The sequence below is a fragment of the Paraburkholderia tropica genome (assembly GCF_900109265.1).
In the GTDB taxonomy this organism is placed as follows: Bacteria; Pseudomonadota; Gammaproteobacteria; order Burkholderiales; family Burkholderiaceae; genus Paraburkholderia; species Paraburkholderia tropica.
The window spans coordinates 1-15554 of the sequence record NZ_FNZM01000029.1 but is presented as its reverse complement, the minus strand read 5'-3'; the positions used below and the strand labels follow the sequence as shown (position 1 = coordinate 15554).

Below are 15554 nucleotides of genomic sequence, written 5' to 3'. Positions count from 1 at the left end.
GAAACGCACAACGAACCCCGAAGCGAACACCGAACGCAGTGACCGATAACCATCAGGAATCCAAATCATGACGCAACGTCGCGACTTCATCAAACAGGCGGGCGCGCTCGCGCTCGGCAGCCTGCTGCCTTTCGAAGGCGTGTTCGCCGCCGAAAAACTGACGGTCGGCGTGATCTACGTCGGTTCGAAGGGCGATTACGGCTACAACCAGGCGCAGGCGCAAGCGGCGGCGGTCATCAAGAAGTTGCCGAACGTGAAGGTGGTCGAGGAAGAGAACGTGCCGGAAACCGTCGCGGTGCAGAAGTCGATGGAAGCCATGATCGAGCAGGACGGCGCGACGCTGATCTTCGCGACATCGTTCGGTTATTTCGACCCGCATGTGCTGAAGATGGCGGCCAAATATCCGAAGATCCGTTTTGCGCATTGCGGCGGCCTGTGGAAGCAGGGCAATCCGCCCAATATCGCCAGCTATTTCGGTTATATCGACGAATGCCAGTATTTGAACGGCGTGGTCGCGGGCCATATGAGCAAGACGAAGAAGCTCGGTTTCGTCGCGGCCAAGCCGATTCCGCAGGTGCTGCGCAACATCAACGCGTTTACGCTCGGCGCGCAGTCGGTCGATCCGTCGATCACGACGCATGTGATTTTCACGGGCGACTGGTCGATGCCGGTGAAGGAAGCCGAGGCGGCCAACAGTCTCGTCGATCAGGGTTGCGACGTGCTGACCTGTCACGTCGACGGTCCGAAGGTCGTGATCGAAACCGCGGAGAAGCGCGGTGCGATGAGCTGCGGTTATCACGCGAGCCAGGCGGCGCTCGCGCCGAAGGGCTATCTCACGGGAGCCGAGTGGGATTGGGCGACGCCGTATCAGACGCTCGTCGCCGATGCGCAGACCGGCAAGCCGCAGCCGAACATCTTGCGCGGCGGTCTCAAGGAAGGTTTCGTGAAAATGTCGCCGTATGGGGCGAAGGTCACGCCCGATGCGAAGAAGAACGCCGACGCGATCAAGGCGCACATGATGGCCGGCCAGTTCGCGATCTTCAAGGGGCCGCTCAAGGACAACAAGGGCGGCACGGCCATCGCGGCGGGCACCAACTACGCGCAGACCGACATCACGCTCGAGAGCATGAATTACCTCGTCGCCGGCGTGGTCGGTCAGATCTGAACCATGAGCCTGTCCAGCGCGATCCCGCCGTGAAGTCCCTCATCGCTCAACCTCGCCAGGAGAGATCATGCGCGCTCCCGCTTCCTCGGTGACGTCGGCCGGCGCCCGCGCGCTGATCGGCCTGTTGCCCGCGCTGCCGACGCTTGCCGCCATCGTCGGCACGCTGTTGCTGTTCTCGCTCTTTCTGCTGATCGAGGGCCAACCGGCGGGCGACGCAATCGCGCTGATCGCGCAGGGCGCATTCGGCTCGTCGTTCGCGTGGCAGAGCACGCTGCTGCGTGCCGCGCCGCTGATGCTCACCGCGCTGTGCGTGGCGCTGCCCGCGCAGGTCGGGCTGATCGTGATCGGCGGCGAAGGCGCGCTCGCGCTCGGCGGGCTCGCGGCGGCGGTCGTGCCGTCGCTGCTGCCGCACGGGACGCCGTGGTTCGTCGCGACGCCTGTCATGGCGCTGGCCGGCATGATCGTCGGCGGCGCGTGGATCGGCGCGGTCGGGGCGTTGCGGCAGTGGCGCGGCGTCAACGAGACGATCAGTTCGCTGCTGATGTCCTATATCGCGATCGCGGTGTTCAAGTTTCTGGTCGAAGGGCCGCTGCGCGATCCGGCGAGCCTGAACAAGCCGTCGACGCCGCCGCTGCCCGATGCGTTCTCGATCGGCTCGCTGCCGGGACTCGAAGTGCATTGGGGGTTGTTCTGGGGCGCGCTGGCGTGCGTGGCCGCGTGGGTCTTCGTGCGTCACAGCACGAAGGGCTTCGCCATGCGCGTAACGGGCGGCAACGCGCGCGCCGCGCGTCTCGTCGGCCTGCCGGTGAATTCGCTCGCGTTGACGGCGTGCGCGCTGGGCGGCGCGGCGGCGGGTCTCGCGGGCATGTTCGAGGTCGCGGCCGTGCAGGGCAGCGCGAACGCCTCGCTGCTCGCGGGCTACGGTTACGCGGGCATTCTCGTGGCGTTCGCTGCACGCCAGAATCCGCTCGCGATCATCGTGTGCGCGCTGATGATCGGCGGCATCGAGGCGAGCGGCAGTCTGCTGCAACGCCGTCTCGATCTGCCCGACGCGACCACGCTCGTGCTTCAGGGCCTGCTGTTCGCCAACCTGCTCGCGTGGGAAGCGCTCGGCGGACGGCTCGCCGCATGGCGCGTGAAATTGCAGGCCGCCGCGCCGTCCGATGTCGCGTCCACGCTGGAGCAAAGCCATGTCTGATCTGCATTCGCCGCTTGCCGTGCTGCTGCTCTCGCTGATCGCGGGCGCGGTGCGCGTGAGTACGCCGTATCTGTTCGTGAGTCTCGGCGAATGCCTGACCGAGAAGGGCGGGCGCGTCAATCTCGGCCTCGAAGGCATTCTGGTGACGGGCGCGATGAGCGGTTATGCGGGCGCGTATCTGAGCGGCTCGCCGTGGCTCGGCGTGCTGCTGGCCGGTTGCGCGGGGCTGCTGCTCGGCTGTCTGCACGGTTTGATCTGTTCGCTGCCGCGCGTCTCGGACATCGCCTTCGGCATCGCGCTGATGCTGTTCGGCACCGGCCTCGCGTTCTATCTCGGCAAGCCCTTTATCGAGCCGCAAGCGCCGATGCTGCGCTCGTTCGATTTCGGCGCCTGGAGCGCGTCGCCGCAATTGCATAACGCGCTGCACGTGAACCCGCTGTTTCTGATTGGCGTGGCGATGGCGTTCCTCCTGCAATGGGGATTGCGTTCGACGCGCTGGGGCATGACGCTGCGCCTCGTCGGCGACAACGCTCAGAGCGCGCGTGCGATGGGTTATCCGGTCACGCGCGTGCGCATCGCCGCGACGGCGGTCGGCGGCTTTTTTGCGGGCGTTGGCGGCGCGTATCTGTCGCTCGTCTATCCGGGCAGCTGGAACGAAGGTCTCTCCAGCGGCCAGGGGCTGATGGCGGTCGCGCTGGTGATTTTCGCGCGCTGGCAGCCGCTGCGCTGCCTGTGGGCCGCGCTGCTGTTCGGCGCGGCGGGCGCGCTCGGCCCCGCGTTGCAGGCGATCGGCGTGACGAGCGGCTATTACCTTTTCAACGCCGCGCCTTATGTGCTGACGCTCGCGATCATGATCGTCAATTGCCGCCCGGACCGCTCGCTGGCCGGCGCGCCCGGCGAATTGAGCCTCACGCGCTGACGCTTTGCCGACGCCTTGTTCACGCGTTATTTCGCCATCGATCCATCTCGTCTCACCGGAGACCGACATGACCCGTTTCATCGAAGCCCGTCCGTATCCGTGGCCCTACGACGGCGCGTTGCGCGCCGATAACACCGCGCTCGTCATCATCGACATGCAGACCGACTTCTGCGGATTCGGCGGCTATGTGGACAAGATGGGCTACGACCTCTCGCTCACGCGCGCGCCGATCGAGCCGATCAAGCACGTGCTCGCCACGATGCGCGCGCAGGGTTTCACCATCATTCACACGCGCGAGGGCCATCGTCCCGATCTCTCGGATCTGCCCGCGAACAAGCGCTGGCGCAGCCGCCAGGCGGGCACGAACGGCATCGGCATCGGCGACGACGGTCCGTGCGGCAAGATCCTCGTGCGCGGCGAACCGGGTTGGGAAATCATCGACGAACTCGCGCCGCTGCCGGGCGAGATCGTGATCGACAAGCCGGGCAAGGGCTCGTTCTGCGCGACCGATCTCGAACTCGTGCTGCGCACGCGCGGCATCGCCAATCTCGTGCTCACCGGCATCACGACCGACGTGTGCGTACATACGACGATGCGCGAGGCCAACGACCGCGGCTTCGAATGCACGATCCTTGCCGATTGCTGCGGCGCGACCGATCAAGGCAATCACGACGCGGCGCTGAAGATGGTGTTGATGCAGGGCGGCGTGTTCGGCACGGTGTCCGATTCGCACGCGCTGCTCGCCACGCTCGGACGCTGATCATGTCGACGCTCGCCAGCATGAAAGCGCTGCCGCCGAAGCGCGGCGCGCTCAGCGTCGAAGTGCTCGGCGCCAGCAAGCGCTTCGGCGCATTCCGCGCGCTCGACGACGTCACGCTCAAGGTGCGCGCGGGCACGGTGCATGCCTTGCTCGGCGAAAACGGCGCGGGCAAGAGCACGCTTGTGAAAGGGCTCGTCGGTTATGGCCTGCTCGATAGCGGGCAGATCGTCGCCGACGGCCGCGAGGCGCGCATCGCGTCGCCGCGCGATGCGCAGGCGCTCGGCATCGGCATGGTCTATCAGCACTTCACGCTGGCGTCGGGCTTGTCGGTCGAAGAGAATCTCGTGCTCGCGCGCGGCCGCATGCCGTGGAAGATCGATTGGGATGCCGAGCGCAAGGCGCTCGACGCGTTCATGCGGGAGATGCCATTCCGGCTCGCGCTCGACGCGCCCGTGTCCGGTCTCGCGGCGGGCGAGAAGCAGAAGCTCGAAATTCTCAAGCAGTTGTATCTGCGTCAGCGTCTGCTGATTCTCGACGAACCGACGTCCGTGCTCACGCCGCAGGAAGCCGACGAAGTGCTCGGCCTGATGCGCGATCTCGCCACGCGCCACGCGCTGACGGTGCTGATGATCACGCACAAGTTCCGCGAGGTGATGGCGTATGCCGACGATGTCACGGTGTTGCGCAAAGGGCGTCTGGTCGGCAGTTGCGCGGTGCGCGACACCGACCGCGACCGCCTCGCCGCGTGGATGATGGGAACGGACGCCGACGCGGCGGCCAAAGCCGAAGCGCGCGCGACGGCGGACATCGACACCGCGCGGCCCGCGCGCAAACCACTCGCCGCTCAAGCGCCGGTATTGCTCGAACTTTCGAAGTTGACCGTGCTCGACGACCGCGGCCTCGCGGCGGTGCGGGAAGCGTCGCTGGCCGTGCGCGCCGGCGAAATCCTCGGGCTGGCCGGCGTGTCGGGCAACGGCCAGAAAGAACTCGTCGAGGCGCTGGTCGGCCAGCGCCGCGCGCAGTCGGGTGCGATGCGCGTGAAGGGCGAGCCGTATCGCGCGACCCGTGAAGCGATGACGCGTTTGTCGGTGTTCGCTTTGCCCGAAGAGCCGTTGCGCAATGCGTGCGTGGCGAACCTGAGCATCGCCGAAAACCTCGCGCTGCGCGACTTCGACCGCGCGCCGCTGCGCTCGGGCGGCTGGCGTCTGAACCGGCGCGCATTGCGCGAACGTGCGACGCAGCGCATCGCCGAATTCAACGTGCGGCCGCCGGTGCCGGAGCGCGCCATCGGCACGCTGTCGGGCGGCAACGTGCAGCGCGCGGTGCTCGCGCGCGAGCTGGGCCAGCCGGTCGATGTGCTGATCGTCGCGAACCCGGTGTTCGGGCTCGACTTCGCGTCGGTGGCCGATATCCACGCGCGCATTCTCGCCGCGCGCGACGCGGGCGCGGCCGTGCTGCTGGTGAGCGAGGATCTCGATGAACTGCTCGAACTGGCCGACCGCATCGCGGTGATCGCGCAAGGGCGGCTCGTGTTCGAAACCGCCGCCGAGAACGCGGACCGCGTGGTGCTCGGCCGCCACATGGCGGGCCACGGCGACGATCGTCAAACCGAAGCGGCGGTCCCGTCCGCCGCCTTTCATGGAGCCTGAGCAATGAGTTCGAGTGGACTCGGCGGATTGAACCGCTCGCCCGCGGGCGTGGTGATCGGCCTCGTGCAACTGCGCAATCCCGATGTCGAAACGCCCGCGCAACTCGCGGCGCAGACGCAGCGCATCGTCGATCTGGTCGGCAAGGCGCGGCGCAACAACGCATCGATGGATCTGGTGGTGTTTCCCGAATACGCGCTGCACGGTCTGTCGATGCGCACCGACGACGCGATCATGTGCACGCTCGACGGCCCCGAAGTGGCGGCGTTCAAGGCGGCGTGCGTCGAGCATCGCATCTGGGCTTGCTTCTCGATCATGGAGCGCAATCCGCGCGGTAATCCGTATAACAGCGGCCTGATCATCGACGATCGCGGCGAGATCCGGCTTTACTACCGCAAGCTGCATCCGTGGGTGCCGGTCGAGCCGTGGGAGCCGGGCAATCTCGGCGTGCCGGTGTGCGAGGGGCCGCGCGGCGTCAAGCTCGGGCTCATCATCTGTCACGACGGCATGTTCCCGGAAATGGCGCGCGAAGCCGCGTACAAGGGCGCGGAAGTGATCGTGCGCACGGCGGGCTATACGGCGCCGATCCGTCACGCCTGGCGCATCACCAATCAGTCGAATGCGTTTCAGAATCTCGCGCAGACCGCGAGCGTCTGTCTGTGCGGCAGCGACGGCACGTTCGATTCGATGGGCGAGGGCATGTTCTGCGATTTCGACGGCACTGTCATGGTGGACGGCAGCCATCGTCCCGACGAAATCATCACCTGCGAAATGCGGCCCGATCTGGTGCGCGAGGCGCGCGTGCATTGGGGCGTCGAGAACAATATCTATCAGCTCGGGCATCGCGGCTATGTGGCCGTCAAAGGCGGCGCGCAGGATTGCCCGTACACCTTCATGCAGGACATGGTGCGCGGCGAATATCGTCTGCCGTGGGAAAGCGAGGTGCGCGTGAGCGACGGCACGTCCTGCGGTTTCGCGCCGCCCGAACGCACTTACGAGGGTTGATCGATCATGCCGACACTTGCTGGCGCGCTGCCTTCGCCGTTTGTTTTCGAGGCGCCGAGGACGGCGCTCGTGGTGATCGACATGCAGCGCGATTTCATCGAGCCGGGCGGCTTCGGCGCGGCGCTCGGCAACGACGTTTCGCTGCTGGGCGGCATCGTGCCGGACGTCGCGCGCCTGTTGCATCACGCGCGCGAACGCGGATGGTTCGTCGTGCATACGCGCGAATCGCACGCGGCGGATCTTTCCGATTGTCCGCCCGCCAAGCGGCTGCGCGGGCAGCCGAGCGCGCGCATCGGCGATGCGGGTCCGATGGGCCGCATTCTCGTGCGCGGCGAGCCGGGTAACGCGATTGTCGACGCGCTCGCGCCGGTCGGCGGCGAACTCGTCATCGACAAGCCAGGCAAGGGCGCGTTCCATGCGACGCGGCTCGGCGAGGAACTGGCCCAGCGCGGCATCACGCATCTGGTGTTCGCGGGCGTGACGACGGAAGTCTGCGTGCAGACGTCAATGCGCGAGGCGAACGACCGCGGTTATGACTGCCTGCTGATCGAGGACGCGACCGCGAGCTATATTCCCGCGTTCAAGGCGGCGACGCTCGCGATGATCCATTCGCAAGGCGGTATCGTGGGATGGACCGCGAGCCTTGCGCAACTGCTGGAGGCCGATGCGTGACGATGCAAACCGGTGAGCAAATGAAAGAGGTCGCGATGATTGACGATCCGGCCATCGTCGCCGAAGTGACGGACGCGTTCGAAGCCTACGAACGCGCGTTGATCGACAATGATGTCGCGGCGATGAACGTACTGTTCTGGGACGCGCCCGAGACGGTGCGCTACGGCATCGCCGAAATCCAGCACGGCGGCGAGGCCGTTCGCGCGTGGCGCGAAACGTGCGCGCCGGTGCCGACGTCGCGCCGCCGACATCGTACGGTGGTGACCACGTTCGGCCGCGACTACGCGACGGTGAGCACCGAATTCACGAGCGATGCGACGCCGCTCGTCGGCCGGCAGATGCAGACCTGGGCGCGGCTCGGTTCGGCTGGCGCGCCGTTCGGAGGCTGGATTATCGTGGCCGCGCACGTGAGTCTGATCGAGCCGCCGGATGCGGCGGCCTGCGAAGCGCGCGCGTAAGCTGCAAGGCGACGAGTAACGGGCAGGAGAGTAGTCATCGAACCGAAACGGCAAACCGAAACGAAGCAGGCGGACGCGACGGACGCGCCCGACGACACGAGCGCCGGCGACGCGAAAGTGGTTTATGGCGCGAATCCGCTGGCGGAGCAGGTCTATCAGCGGCTCAAGCACGATATTTTCGATTTCCGGCTGTTTCCCGGCGATCGTTTTTCGGAAACCGATATCGCGCAGCACTATGGCGTCTCGCGCACGCCGATGCGCGATGCGCTGTTTCGGCTGCTGCGCGAAGGCTATCTCGAAGTGGGATTCCGGCGCGGCTGGAAAGTCTGCGATATCGACTTCGAGCGGCTCGATCAGCTCTACGATCTGCGTATCGTGCTGGAACTCGCCGCGATCGACCGCGTAGCGAGCGCGCGGCCGCCGCATCCCGCCATCGAGGCGCTCAAGGCGCTCTGGTGCGTCGCGCCCGACGCGCGCGAGAGCGATCCGGCGCGGATGTTCCGGCTCGACGAGGGGTTTCATCGTGGTTTGGTCGAAGCGACCGGCAACGCGGAAATGCTGCGGGTTCACAACGAAGTGACCGAGCGTATCCGTATCGTGCGGCGCCTCGATTTCCTGAAACCGCATCGCACCGACGCAACCTACGACGAGCACGCGACCATACTCTCGCTGATCGAGCGCGGCAAGACCGCCGAAGCGGGCATTCTGCTGCGCGCGCACGTCACGCAGAGCAAGCTGGAGGTGCGCAAGATCACCGTATCGATGCTTGCGCAGGCGCGACATAGCAAGCTGCCTTTCGTGACTTGAACGGCGCTATTGAATGAAGCGCCGCAATTCCACCGTCTCAGGCTGCTCGAAAATGGTCTCCGGCGGGCCGCTCTCCCACACGCGGCCTTCGTGCATGAAGACGACGGTATCGCTCACGGCGCGCGCGAAACGCATTTCGTGCGTGACCATAATCAGCGTCATGTGCTCGCGCGCGAGACTTTCCACCACGCTCAGCACTTCGCCCACGAGTTCGGGGTCGAGCGCCGAGGTGATTTCATCGCACAGCAGCACGCTCGGTTTCATCGCCAGCGCGCGGGCGATCGCCACACGCTGCTGCTGACCACCCGAAAGCTGCTCGGGAAGCGCATCGAACTTGTTGCCGAGTCCCACGCGTTCGAGCATCTGCTGCGCCGTCTCGCGCGCGGCGGCGCGCGACGTTTTCTTGACGACGGTCTGCGCGAGCATCACGTTCTGCCCGGCCGTGAGATGCGGGAAAAGGTTGTATTGCTGGAACACCATGCCGACCTTCAGCCGCAGTGCGCGCAGGTCGGCGTGGCGTGCATCGACGTGTTCGCCATCGATTTCGATCGAACCGGCGTCGATGCTTTCGAGGCCGTTCAGTGCGCGCAGAAACGTGCTTTTGCCGGATCCGCTGCGGCCGATGATGCTCACGACCTGACCGCGCTCCACGCTGAGGTCGATGCCCTTGAGCACATGATTGGCGCCGAATTGTTTTTCGACGCCCTGGGTTTTAACGAGCGGCATGCCATTTCCTTTGCAGCGAGCGTGCGTAGCGCGTGAGCGGGTAGCACAGGACGAAGTAGATCAGCGCGACGAGGCCATAAACGAGAAACGGGCGGAACGTCGCGTTCGAGATGATCGTTCCGGCCTTGGTGAGTTCGGCGAAACCGATGATCGAGACGAGCGCCGTGTCCTTGATCGCCTGCACGCCGAAGCCCACGGTCGGGCCGACGGCGATGCGCGCCGCTTGCGGCAGGATCACGTGGCGCAGTTGCTCGAAGTAATTCATCGCGAGACTGGAGGAGGCTTCCCACTGGCCTTTGGGCACCGCTTCCACGCAGCCGCGCCAGATTTCGGCGAGATAGGCGCTCGTGAAGAACGTGAGGCCGAGCGTCGCGGCGACCCAGGGCGACACGTCCACGCCCACGAGCGGCAAACCGAAGAACACGATGAACAGCTGCAACAGCAGCGGCGTGCCCTGAAACACCTCGATGTAGATCCGCACGATCGCGCGCAGCGCACGCGAACTGGACACGCGCATGACGAGCAGGACAAGACCGAGCGCCCCGCCCGCGACGAACGACACGAGCGAAAGCAGCACGGTCCAGCGCGCGGCCAGCAACAGCCCTTCGAGGATTTGCGCGAATGTGAATTCGATCATCGCGTGCCTCGCGGGCTGCGTGCGAACAGCTTGCGGCCGGCCGCGTTGAGCACGGCGCGCAGCACGAGCGCCATCGCCAGATAAATCCCCGCGATCAGGAAATACGTTTCGAACGCGCGGAAATTGCGTGACTGCACGTAGCTCGCGGCGTACGTGAGATCGGCGACGGAAATCTGCGAGACGACAGCCGAGCCGAGCATGGTAATGACGATCTGGCTCGTGAGTGCCGGAAAGACCTTCGCGAACGCTTGCGGCAAGAGCACGTGCACGAACGTTTCGCGCGGCGACATGGCGAGCGCGGCGGCGGCTTCGCGATGCCCGCGCGGCACGGCGTCGATGCCCGCGCGCAGAATTTCCACGGCGTACGCACCAAGATTGAGCGTCATCGCGAACACGGCCGCCGTGTATTCGCCGATATGCACGCCGAGCGCGGGCAAGCCGAAGAACACGAAGAACAGTTGCACGAGAAACGGCGTATTGCGGACCGCTTCGACATAGCAGTGAACGATCGCACGCGCAGCCGCATGGCTGCTTTGGTACACGGCGGCGCCCGCCACGCCAAGACTCACGCCGAGCGCCGTGGAGGCGGCGGTGAGTGCGAGCGTGACGGCCGCGCCGGACGCGAACATGCCGCTATAGGCGGCAAGGTCGCCGAACTGAAGCTGATAGCTCATGAACGGAAAAGGAGTTTCGCGGTGATGACGCGCGTGGCGCGCGAGGCCTTAGAGATTGGCGGGCAGCGGCTGGCCAAACCACTTTTTCGACATCGCCTGGAGCGCGCCGTCCTTCTTCGCTTCGTCGATCGTGGCGTTGACCTTCGCGAGCAGTTGCGGCTCGTTCTTGTTGAGCCCGACGAAGCAGGGCGAGTCCTTGATGACGAACTTCATCTGCGGTTCGCGCGGCGGATGCTTCGCGAGAATCGCCGCCGCCACGATGTTGCCCGCGGCGATCAACTGAACCTGGCCGGAGAGAAAGGCCTGGATGGTGGCGTTGTTGTCGTCGAAACGGCGGATGGTCGCGTTGGGCGCCATGTTGGTGAGCGCCACTTCCTCCAGCGCGCCGCGCGTTGCGCCCACGGTCTTGCCGGTGAGGTCGGCCGGGCCGCTTACCTTGACGTCGGCGGGGCCGAACACGCCCTGGAAATACGGCGCGTAAGGCGTCGAGAAGTCGATCGCCTTTTCGCGGTCGGGCGTCTTGCCGAGCGAGGAGATCACGAGATCGACCTTGTCGGTCTGGAGATACGGAATGCGGTTGCCGCTGTTCACGGGCACGAGTTGCAGCTTCACCTTCATGGACTTCGCGAGCAGCGCGGCCATGTCGATGTCATAGCCTTGCGGCTGCATGTCGGGGCCGACCGCACCGAACGGCGGATAGTCCTCCGGCACCGCCACGCGCAGCGTGCCGCGCTTCTGGATCGCGTCGAGCGCGTCAGCGTGCGCGCTGGGCGCGGCGAAAACGGCAAGTACGGGCGCGCTCAGCAGCGCGGCGAGCAGGCGTCGGCGCGACGCGAGTGTTTGGACGAGAGCCATCCTGTGATCCCTGGAAAGGTGGTGGGCGCGACTGGGTGTTGCGCGGCAGGCGATGCTCTAAGCAAGGCGCGAGCCAACCGAAGCGGGGCGGGCGTTTACGGGAAGCCGACGGGAAATGACGGGCGAGGAATTCGTGTTAACGGCGCGCCGATTCACAGGTTTGGTGCATTGAATCGGGGGAGTTTCGGGAGATGCAAACCTGAGGTATACGGCGAGTGCGTTTCCAATTGGAGGGGGACCCGAGTGGGCTAACTTATCGAAGCACCGCACGGGTCATCGTGATGAAGGACTGCGCCGGCGCCTGATGTCGAGGCAAACTGTGAGGTCGATCGGCGGTTTATTCTCAATAATTGTCAGCCCGCAATCGCTGTAGACAAGTCTTGTCACGTATGCGTATGCATTCTTCACGTCGCGCAAGCGCGATGTCTCTGTGATCCGAATTCGACACCGTTAAAGCGCGTTCAGGGGGCGGAGAAGGCGAGGCTGCCATAGCCGCTCGCAAACGGGACATTCACTTTTCTTAAGAAGCGTTAAGTCTTCGGCTAATGACAGTCACCGGGGAGGGCGATAGATTCAGCGGTCGCGATATATCGTCGGTGATCTGGTCTCGATCACGAGGACCCGCCGCGGTGCACACCCGTCATGCTGGAATAAAGCAGCGAATGACGGTGTTAGCGACCATGAACAGCACCAGGGGAAACGCATGCGTCCAGCCAGTACATCGAGGCCACTCATACTCGTGGTCATTGCGATGGCTTCGTGTTTATCGATCGCTTCAACCGCATATTCAGGCGAATTGTTGAATCCGCCGGCAGCATCGGAGACGTCATTTCTAAAAGAAAACGACGTGGCGATGTCGAAGATGATGGACGGCATGTCCGTGCAGCCATCGGGTGATGTCGATCACGATTTCGTCGCGATGATGATTCCGCATCATCAAGGCGCGATCGATATGGCGCAAGCCGAACTCAGGTATGGCCGCAACGAGCAACTGCGCCGTATCGCGCAGGAAATCATCGTCGAACAGCAGCAGGAAATTGTGGCCATGCGCGTCGCGTTGGGGCAGTCGCTTCCGCCGTCGTCGCCGTCGCCTGACCAGATTCACCCCAGCCAGGCCACCGGGCCCGACCATTCGTCGATGCCCATGAACATGCATATGAACATGCCCATGGACTCGCCGGCATCGACGTCAAATCATGAGGAACAGAAATGAGTGCACGTGTATTGACGTTGCGGACCATCGCCTTCGCTGCGGCTTTGGCCGCATCGAGTCTCGCGTCGGCCGGGCAGGTTCCGGGCGCCGACAGTGCGCCCGACATTCGTGTCAGCCACCACGATCGGGTTTATGCGGCCGAGCAGTTCTCCAATACGGTTTCGGTTACCGATCCCGCAGACAATCGGCTGCTCGGCGTAATTCGACTCGGCGATCCCGCGCCGACGAACTTTAGTCCGCTCTACCGTGGCCAGGTTCTGGTTCACGGCATGGGTTTTTCGCCCGATCACAAGACACTCGCGGTCGTCTCCATCGGATCGAACTCGGTTTCGTTTATCGATACCGAGACCAATGCCGTCAAGCACGTGACGTACGTTGGGCGTTCCCCGCATGAGGCGTTCTTCACGCCCGATGGGAAGGAGGTCTGGGTGACGGTGCGCGGCGAGAACTATGTCGCGGTTCTCGACGGAACGACTTACGAGGAAAAGACACGTATTACCGTTCCGGCCGGCCCCGGTATGCAGATATTCTCGCCCGATGGTAAGTACGGCTACGTTTGTTCGTCCTTCAATCCGGAGGTCGACGTGATTTCGGTGGCCGATCACCAGATCGTCGGCAAGGTACCGCAAGCCAGTCCGTTTTGCCCGAACATTGCCGCCAGTCCGGATGGCAAGCAGGTCTGGTTCACGCTCAAGGATGTCGGCAAGACGCAGGTGTTCGAGGCGAAGCCGCCGTTCGATTTGCTCAAGACGCTGGACACCGGCCCGATCACCAATCATGTGAATATCGTCGAGAACGCGCAGGGGATGTTCGCGTACGTGACGGTGGGCGGCCTGAACGAAGTGAAGGTGTTCCGTACCGACAACTACGAGCAGGTCGCGACGATCCCGGTCGGCAATCTGCCGCATGGCATCTGGCCTTCGGGAGACGGTACGCGCGTGTATGTCGGGCTGGAAAACGCCGATGCGCTCGCCGCCATCGATACGCTGACCAACAAGGTGATTGCGCAGGTGCCGATTGGCCAGGCGCCTCAAGCTGTCACGTATGTTCCCGGCGCGGTGGCCGAGGGTGACGGCATGCAAAACCTTCAGCCGCTCGGCGTCGCCGGCAATACCGCTCATCTCTATCTTGGCGCGGCGGGCGCGCACGCATCGGGCGCGGAGAATTTCCCGACAAGCGTTGCGCTTTTCGATCAGGGCTTGCTGCAGGTGCTTCAGGCGTCCGTGACGGGCCTGAAACCGAAGCAACCCTATGTCCTTGGCCTGGCTGACCGCGCGGACGGCAGCGGACGCATCGATGCGCTGGCGAACTTCATGACCAATCCCGCTGGCTCCGCCATCGTCAATGCGATTGGTCAGATACGGCAAGTCGTTTCGGTGAATGCGCCGCAAGCGGACGCGGGGCGGCGCTATCTCGTGATCGTGCCGTTGATCGATGGTCACACCGGATCGCCGGTGCAGGTCCAGGCGCTTTAATCGGGCACGTCGGCAGGGGCGCGCTGCCTGCCCCTGCTACGGGCCATGCTTACGCTGACTGTCGCTTGCATGCGCATGCTCATCGCTCCCGGCTGAAGCCGATTCCGGACGAACCGTTTCAGGTCGTACCGCCGACGCGAGGATCCGTGGACTTGCCGGAGTCGGGCATCCTCGTACTCATAGCAATTCGACAATCACGACGTCGGTGTCCTGGTGAGCCGTGAGTGAAATTTCGCGTTCTCGCCGGATAGCAACGCCATCGCGAGCGCCGACGCGCAGTGACCCGACATCGATGTCCCCGTGGTCCGAGACAAGATACGCTGTCCGCGTACCGGACATCGTTCGCTTGACGCTTGCTCCCGCTCGCAGCGTGGCAACCATGACCCGAGCGTCTGCGTTGATGGGTAACGCGCCTGTTCTCACGTCACCCGGATCGCCGCTCGCCAGCGTAACGAAGCGGCCTTCGCGATATTCGCGCGCGCAGGCTCGCGTGGCCCAGCGCGGCGTGCCGCCTGGCGTACGCGGGCGCAACCAGATCTGAAACAGCCGCGCGGGCTTGTCTTCGTCGTTGCGCTCGGCGTGAAAGATCGTCGATCCCGCGCTCATGACCTGCACGGAATCGGCGACGAGGCGCGCGCGATTGCCCGCATCGTCTTCATGCGTGATCGCGCCCGAGCGCACCCACGTGACGATTTCCACGTCGCGGTGCGCATGCAGGCCGAAACCCGAGTGCGGCGCGAATTCGTCGTCGTTCCAGACGTGCAGCGGGCCGAGCGGCGCATGCTCCGCGCGCCCGATGTCGCCGACGCGGAAGTGCAGACGCGCATGCAGCCAGTCGCGCCGGAGCACGCCGAGCGAATGAAAAGGGCGGTGTTCGATCATGATGAAACTCCGTTCGAATGTGCCGGGCGGCCAGGGCGCGCTCAACTCCCGCGCGCCCCGAATGCGCCCGCATCACACTCAGATCTGCTGCTGGCCGCCATCGACGAACAGTTCGACGCCGTTCACGAAGCTCGCATCGTCCGAGGCGAGGAACAGCGCGGCGCTGGCGATTTCGTTCGGCTCGCCCAGACGGCCCATCGGGATCTGCGCGGCCAGGTAGTCGGCGAGACCCTGGCGCTGGGCGGCGTCGTCGCCGGCCAGGTCGAGCAGGCCGGGCGTGCGGGTCGCGCCGGGGCTGATCGTGTTCACGCGGATCTGGCGGTCCTTGAGGTCGAGAATCCAGTTGCGGGCGAACGAACGCACCGCCGCCTTCGACGCCGCATACACGCTGAACGCCGCCGTGCCCGCGCTGCCCGCCGTCGAGCCCGTGAGAATCACCGATGCGCCCTTCGTCAGCAGCGG

17 protein-coding genes are annotated in these 15554 nt (G+C 64.9%); 11 read left to right on the top strand and 6 right to left on the bottom strand.

Going from position 1 to position 15554, the window contains the following annotated elements; translation table 11 throughout:
* Positions 1-67: 67 nt before the first annotated feature.
* The 9 genes from BMY06_RS34320 to BMY06_RS34280 all read left to right on the top strand — a co-directional run bounded on the left by BMY06_RS34320 (position 68) and on the right by BMY06_RS34280 (position 8630).
* Positions 68-1165 carry a BMP family ABC transporter substrate-binding protein gene (locus BMY06_RS34320; RefSeq protein WP_074987394.1) on the top strand — a complete coding sequence of 366 codons (1098 nt, stop codon included), beginning with the start codon at positions 68-70 and terminating at the stop codon, positions 1163-1165.
* 67 nt (positions 1166-1232) lie between these two features.
* The gene (locus BMY06_RS34315) at positions 1233-2363 is read left to right on the top strand and encodes an ABC transporter permease (RefSeq protein WP_065058366.1); all 1131 of its coding nucleotides are present in this window, start codon (positions 1233-1235) and stop codon (positions 2361-2363) included.
* On the top strand, positions 2356-3282 hold the full coding sequence (locus BMY06_RS34310) for an ABC transporter permease (protein WP_065058367.1): 927 nt from the start codon (positions 2356-2358) through the stop codon (positions 3280-3282). Before BMY06_RS34315 ends, BMY06_RS34310 begins: the two co-directional genes overlap by 8 nt.
* Before the next feature lie 67 nt (positions 3283-3349).
* Positions 3350-4042: a biuret amidohydrolase gene (biuH, locus tag BMY06_RS34305; RefSeq protein ID WP_074987393.1), complete on the top strand. Its 693-nt coding sequence runs from the start codon at positions 3350-3352 to the stop codon at positions 4040-4042.
* Between the two features lie 2 nt (positions 4043-4044).
* Positions 4045-5691, top strand: coding sequence for an ABC transporter ATP-binding protein (locus BMY06_RS34300; protein ID WP_080180542.1), 1647 nt, complete (start codon positions 4045-4047; stop codon positions 5689-5691).
* Positions 5692-5694: 3 nt separating this feature from the next.
* Positions 5695-6693 carry a formamidase gene (locus BMY06_RS34295; RefSeq protein WP_074987392.1) on the top strand — a complete coding sequence of 333 codons (999 nt, stop codon included), beginning with the start codon at positions 5695-5697 and terminating at the stop codon, positions 6691-6693.
* Between the two features lie 6 nt (positions 6694-6699).
* Positions 6700-7365 carry a cysteine hydrolase family protein gene (locus tag BMY06_RS34290; RefSeq protein ID WP_074987391.1) on the top strand — a complete coding sequence of 222 codons (666 nt, stop codon included), beginning with the start codon at positions 6700-6702 and terminating at the stop codon, positions 7363-7365.
* A gap of 35 nt (positions 7366-7400) precedes the next feature.
* Positions 7401-7823 (top strand): oxalurate catabolism protein HpxZ, encoded by a 423-nt coding sequence (hpxZ, locus tag BMY06_RS34285; RefSeq protein WP_231957452.1) that lies wholly within the window; start codon positions 7401-7403, stop codon positions 7821-7823.
* 117 nt (positions 7824-7940) lie between these two features.
* Positions 7941-8630 carry a GntR family transcriptional regulator gene (locus BMY06_RS34280; protein WP_065058371.1) on the top strand — a complete coding sequence of 230 codons (690 nt, stop codon included), beginning with the start codon at positions 7941-7943 and terminating at the stop codon, positions 8628-8630.
* Between the two features lie 6 nt (positions 8631-8636).
* Here BMY06_RS34280 and BMY06_RS34275 read toward each other — a convergent pair whose 3' ends face one another.
* From BMY06_RS34275 to BMY06_RS34260, 4 genes are read right to left on the bottom strand one after another with little or no spacing between them, the layout of a single operon-like run.
* Positions 8637-9356: an amino acid ABC transporter ATP-binding protein gene (locus BMY06_RS34275; RefSeq protein ID WP_065058372.1), complete on the bottom strand. Its 720-nt coding sequence runs from the start codon at positions 9354-9356 to the stop codon at positions 8637-8639.
* A complete protein-coding gene (locus tag BMY06_RS34270; protein ID WP_074987390.1) occupies positions 9343-9993 on the bottom strand; it encodes an amino acid ABC transporter permease in 651 nt (216 codons plus the stop codon). Before BMY06_RS34270 ends, BMY06_RS34275 begins: the two co-directional genes overlap by 14 nt.
* A complete protein-coding gene (locus tag BMY06_RS34265) occupies positions 9990-10667 on the bottom strand; it encodes an amino acid ABC transporter permease (RefSeq protein WP_074987389.1) in 678 nt (225 codons plus the stop codon). Before BMY06_RS34265 ends, BMY06_RS34270 begins: the two co-directional genes overlap by 4 nt.
* 48 nt (positions 10668-10715) lie before the next feature.
* Complete coding sequence (locus BMY06_RS34260) at positions 10716-11522, bottom strand: transporter substrate-binding domain-containing protein (protein WP_074987388.1); 807 nt, start codon at positions 11520-11522, stop codon at positions 10716-10718.
* A 703-nt stretch (positions 11523-12225) separates the two neighbouring features.
* On the opposite strand from BMY06_RS34260, the gene BMY06_RS34255 reads away from it, so the two are divergent.
* Entirely contained in the window at positions 12226-12735 is a 510-nt protein-coding gene (locus BMY06_RS34255; protein WP_074987387.1) for a DUF305 domain-containing protein, read from the top strand.
* On the top strand, positions 12732-14210 hold the full coding sequence (locus BMY06_RS34250) for a YncE family protein (RefSeq protein ID WP_065058377.1): 1479 nt from the start codon (positions 12732-12734) through the stop codon (positions 14208-14210). The genes BMY06_RS34255 and BMY06_RS34250 overlap by 4 nt, the downstream gene beginning before the upstream one ends.
* Positions 14211-14387: 177 nt before the next feature.
* Here the strand turns inward: BMY06_RS34250 and BMY06_RS34245 are convergent, their stop codons facing one another.
* Positions 14388-15092: a pirin family protein gene (locus BMY06_RS34245; protein WP_065058378.1), complete on the bottom strand. Its 705-nt coding sequence runs from the start codon at positions 15090-15092 to the stop codon at positions 14388-14390.
* Between the two features lie 78 nt (positions 15093-15170).
* A partial coding sequence (locus BMY06_RS34240) for an SDR family oxidoreductase (RefSeq protein WP_143064455.1) occupies positions 15171-15554 on the bottom strand: 384 nt, incomplete at its 5' end.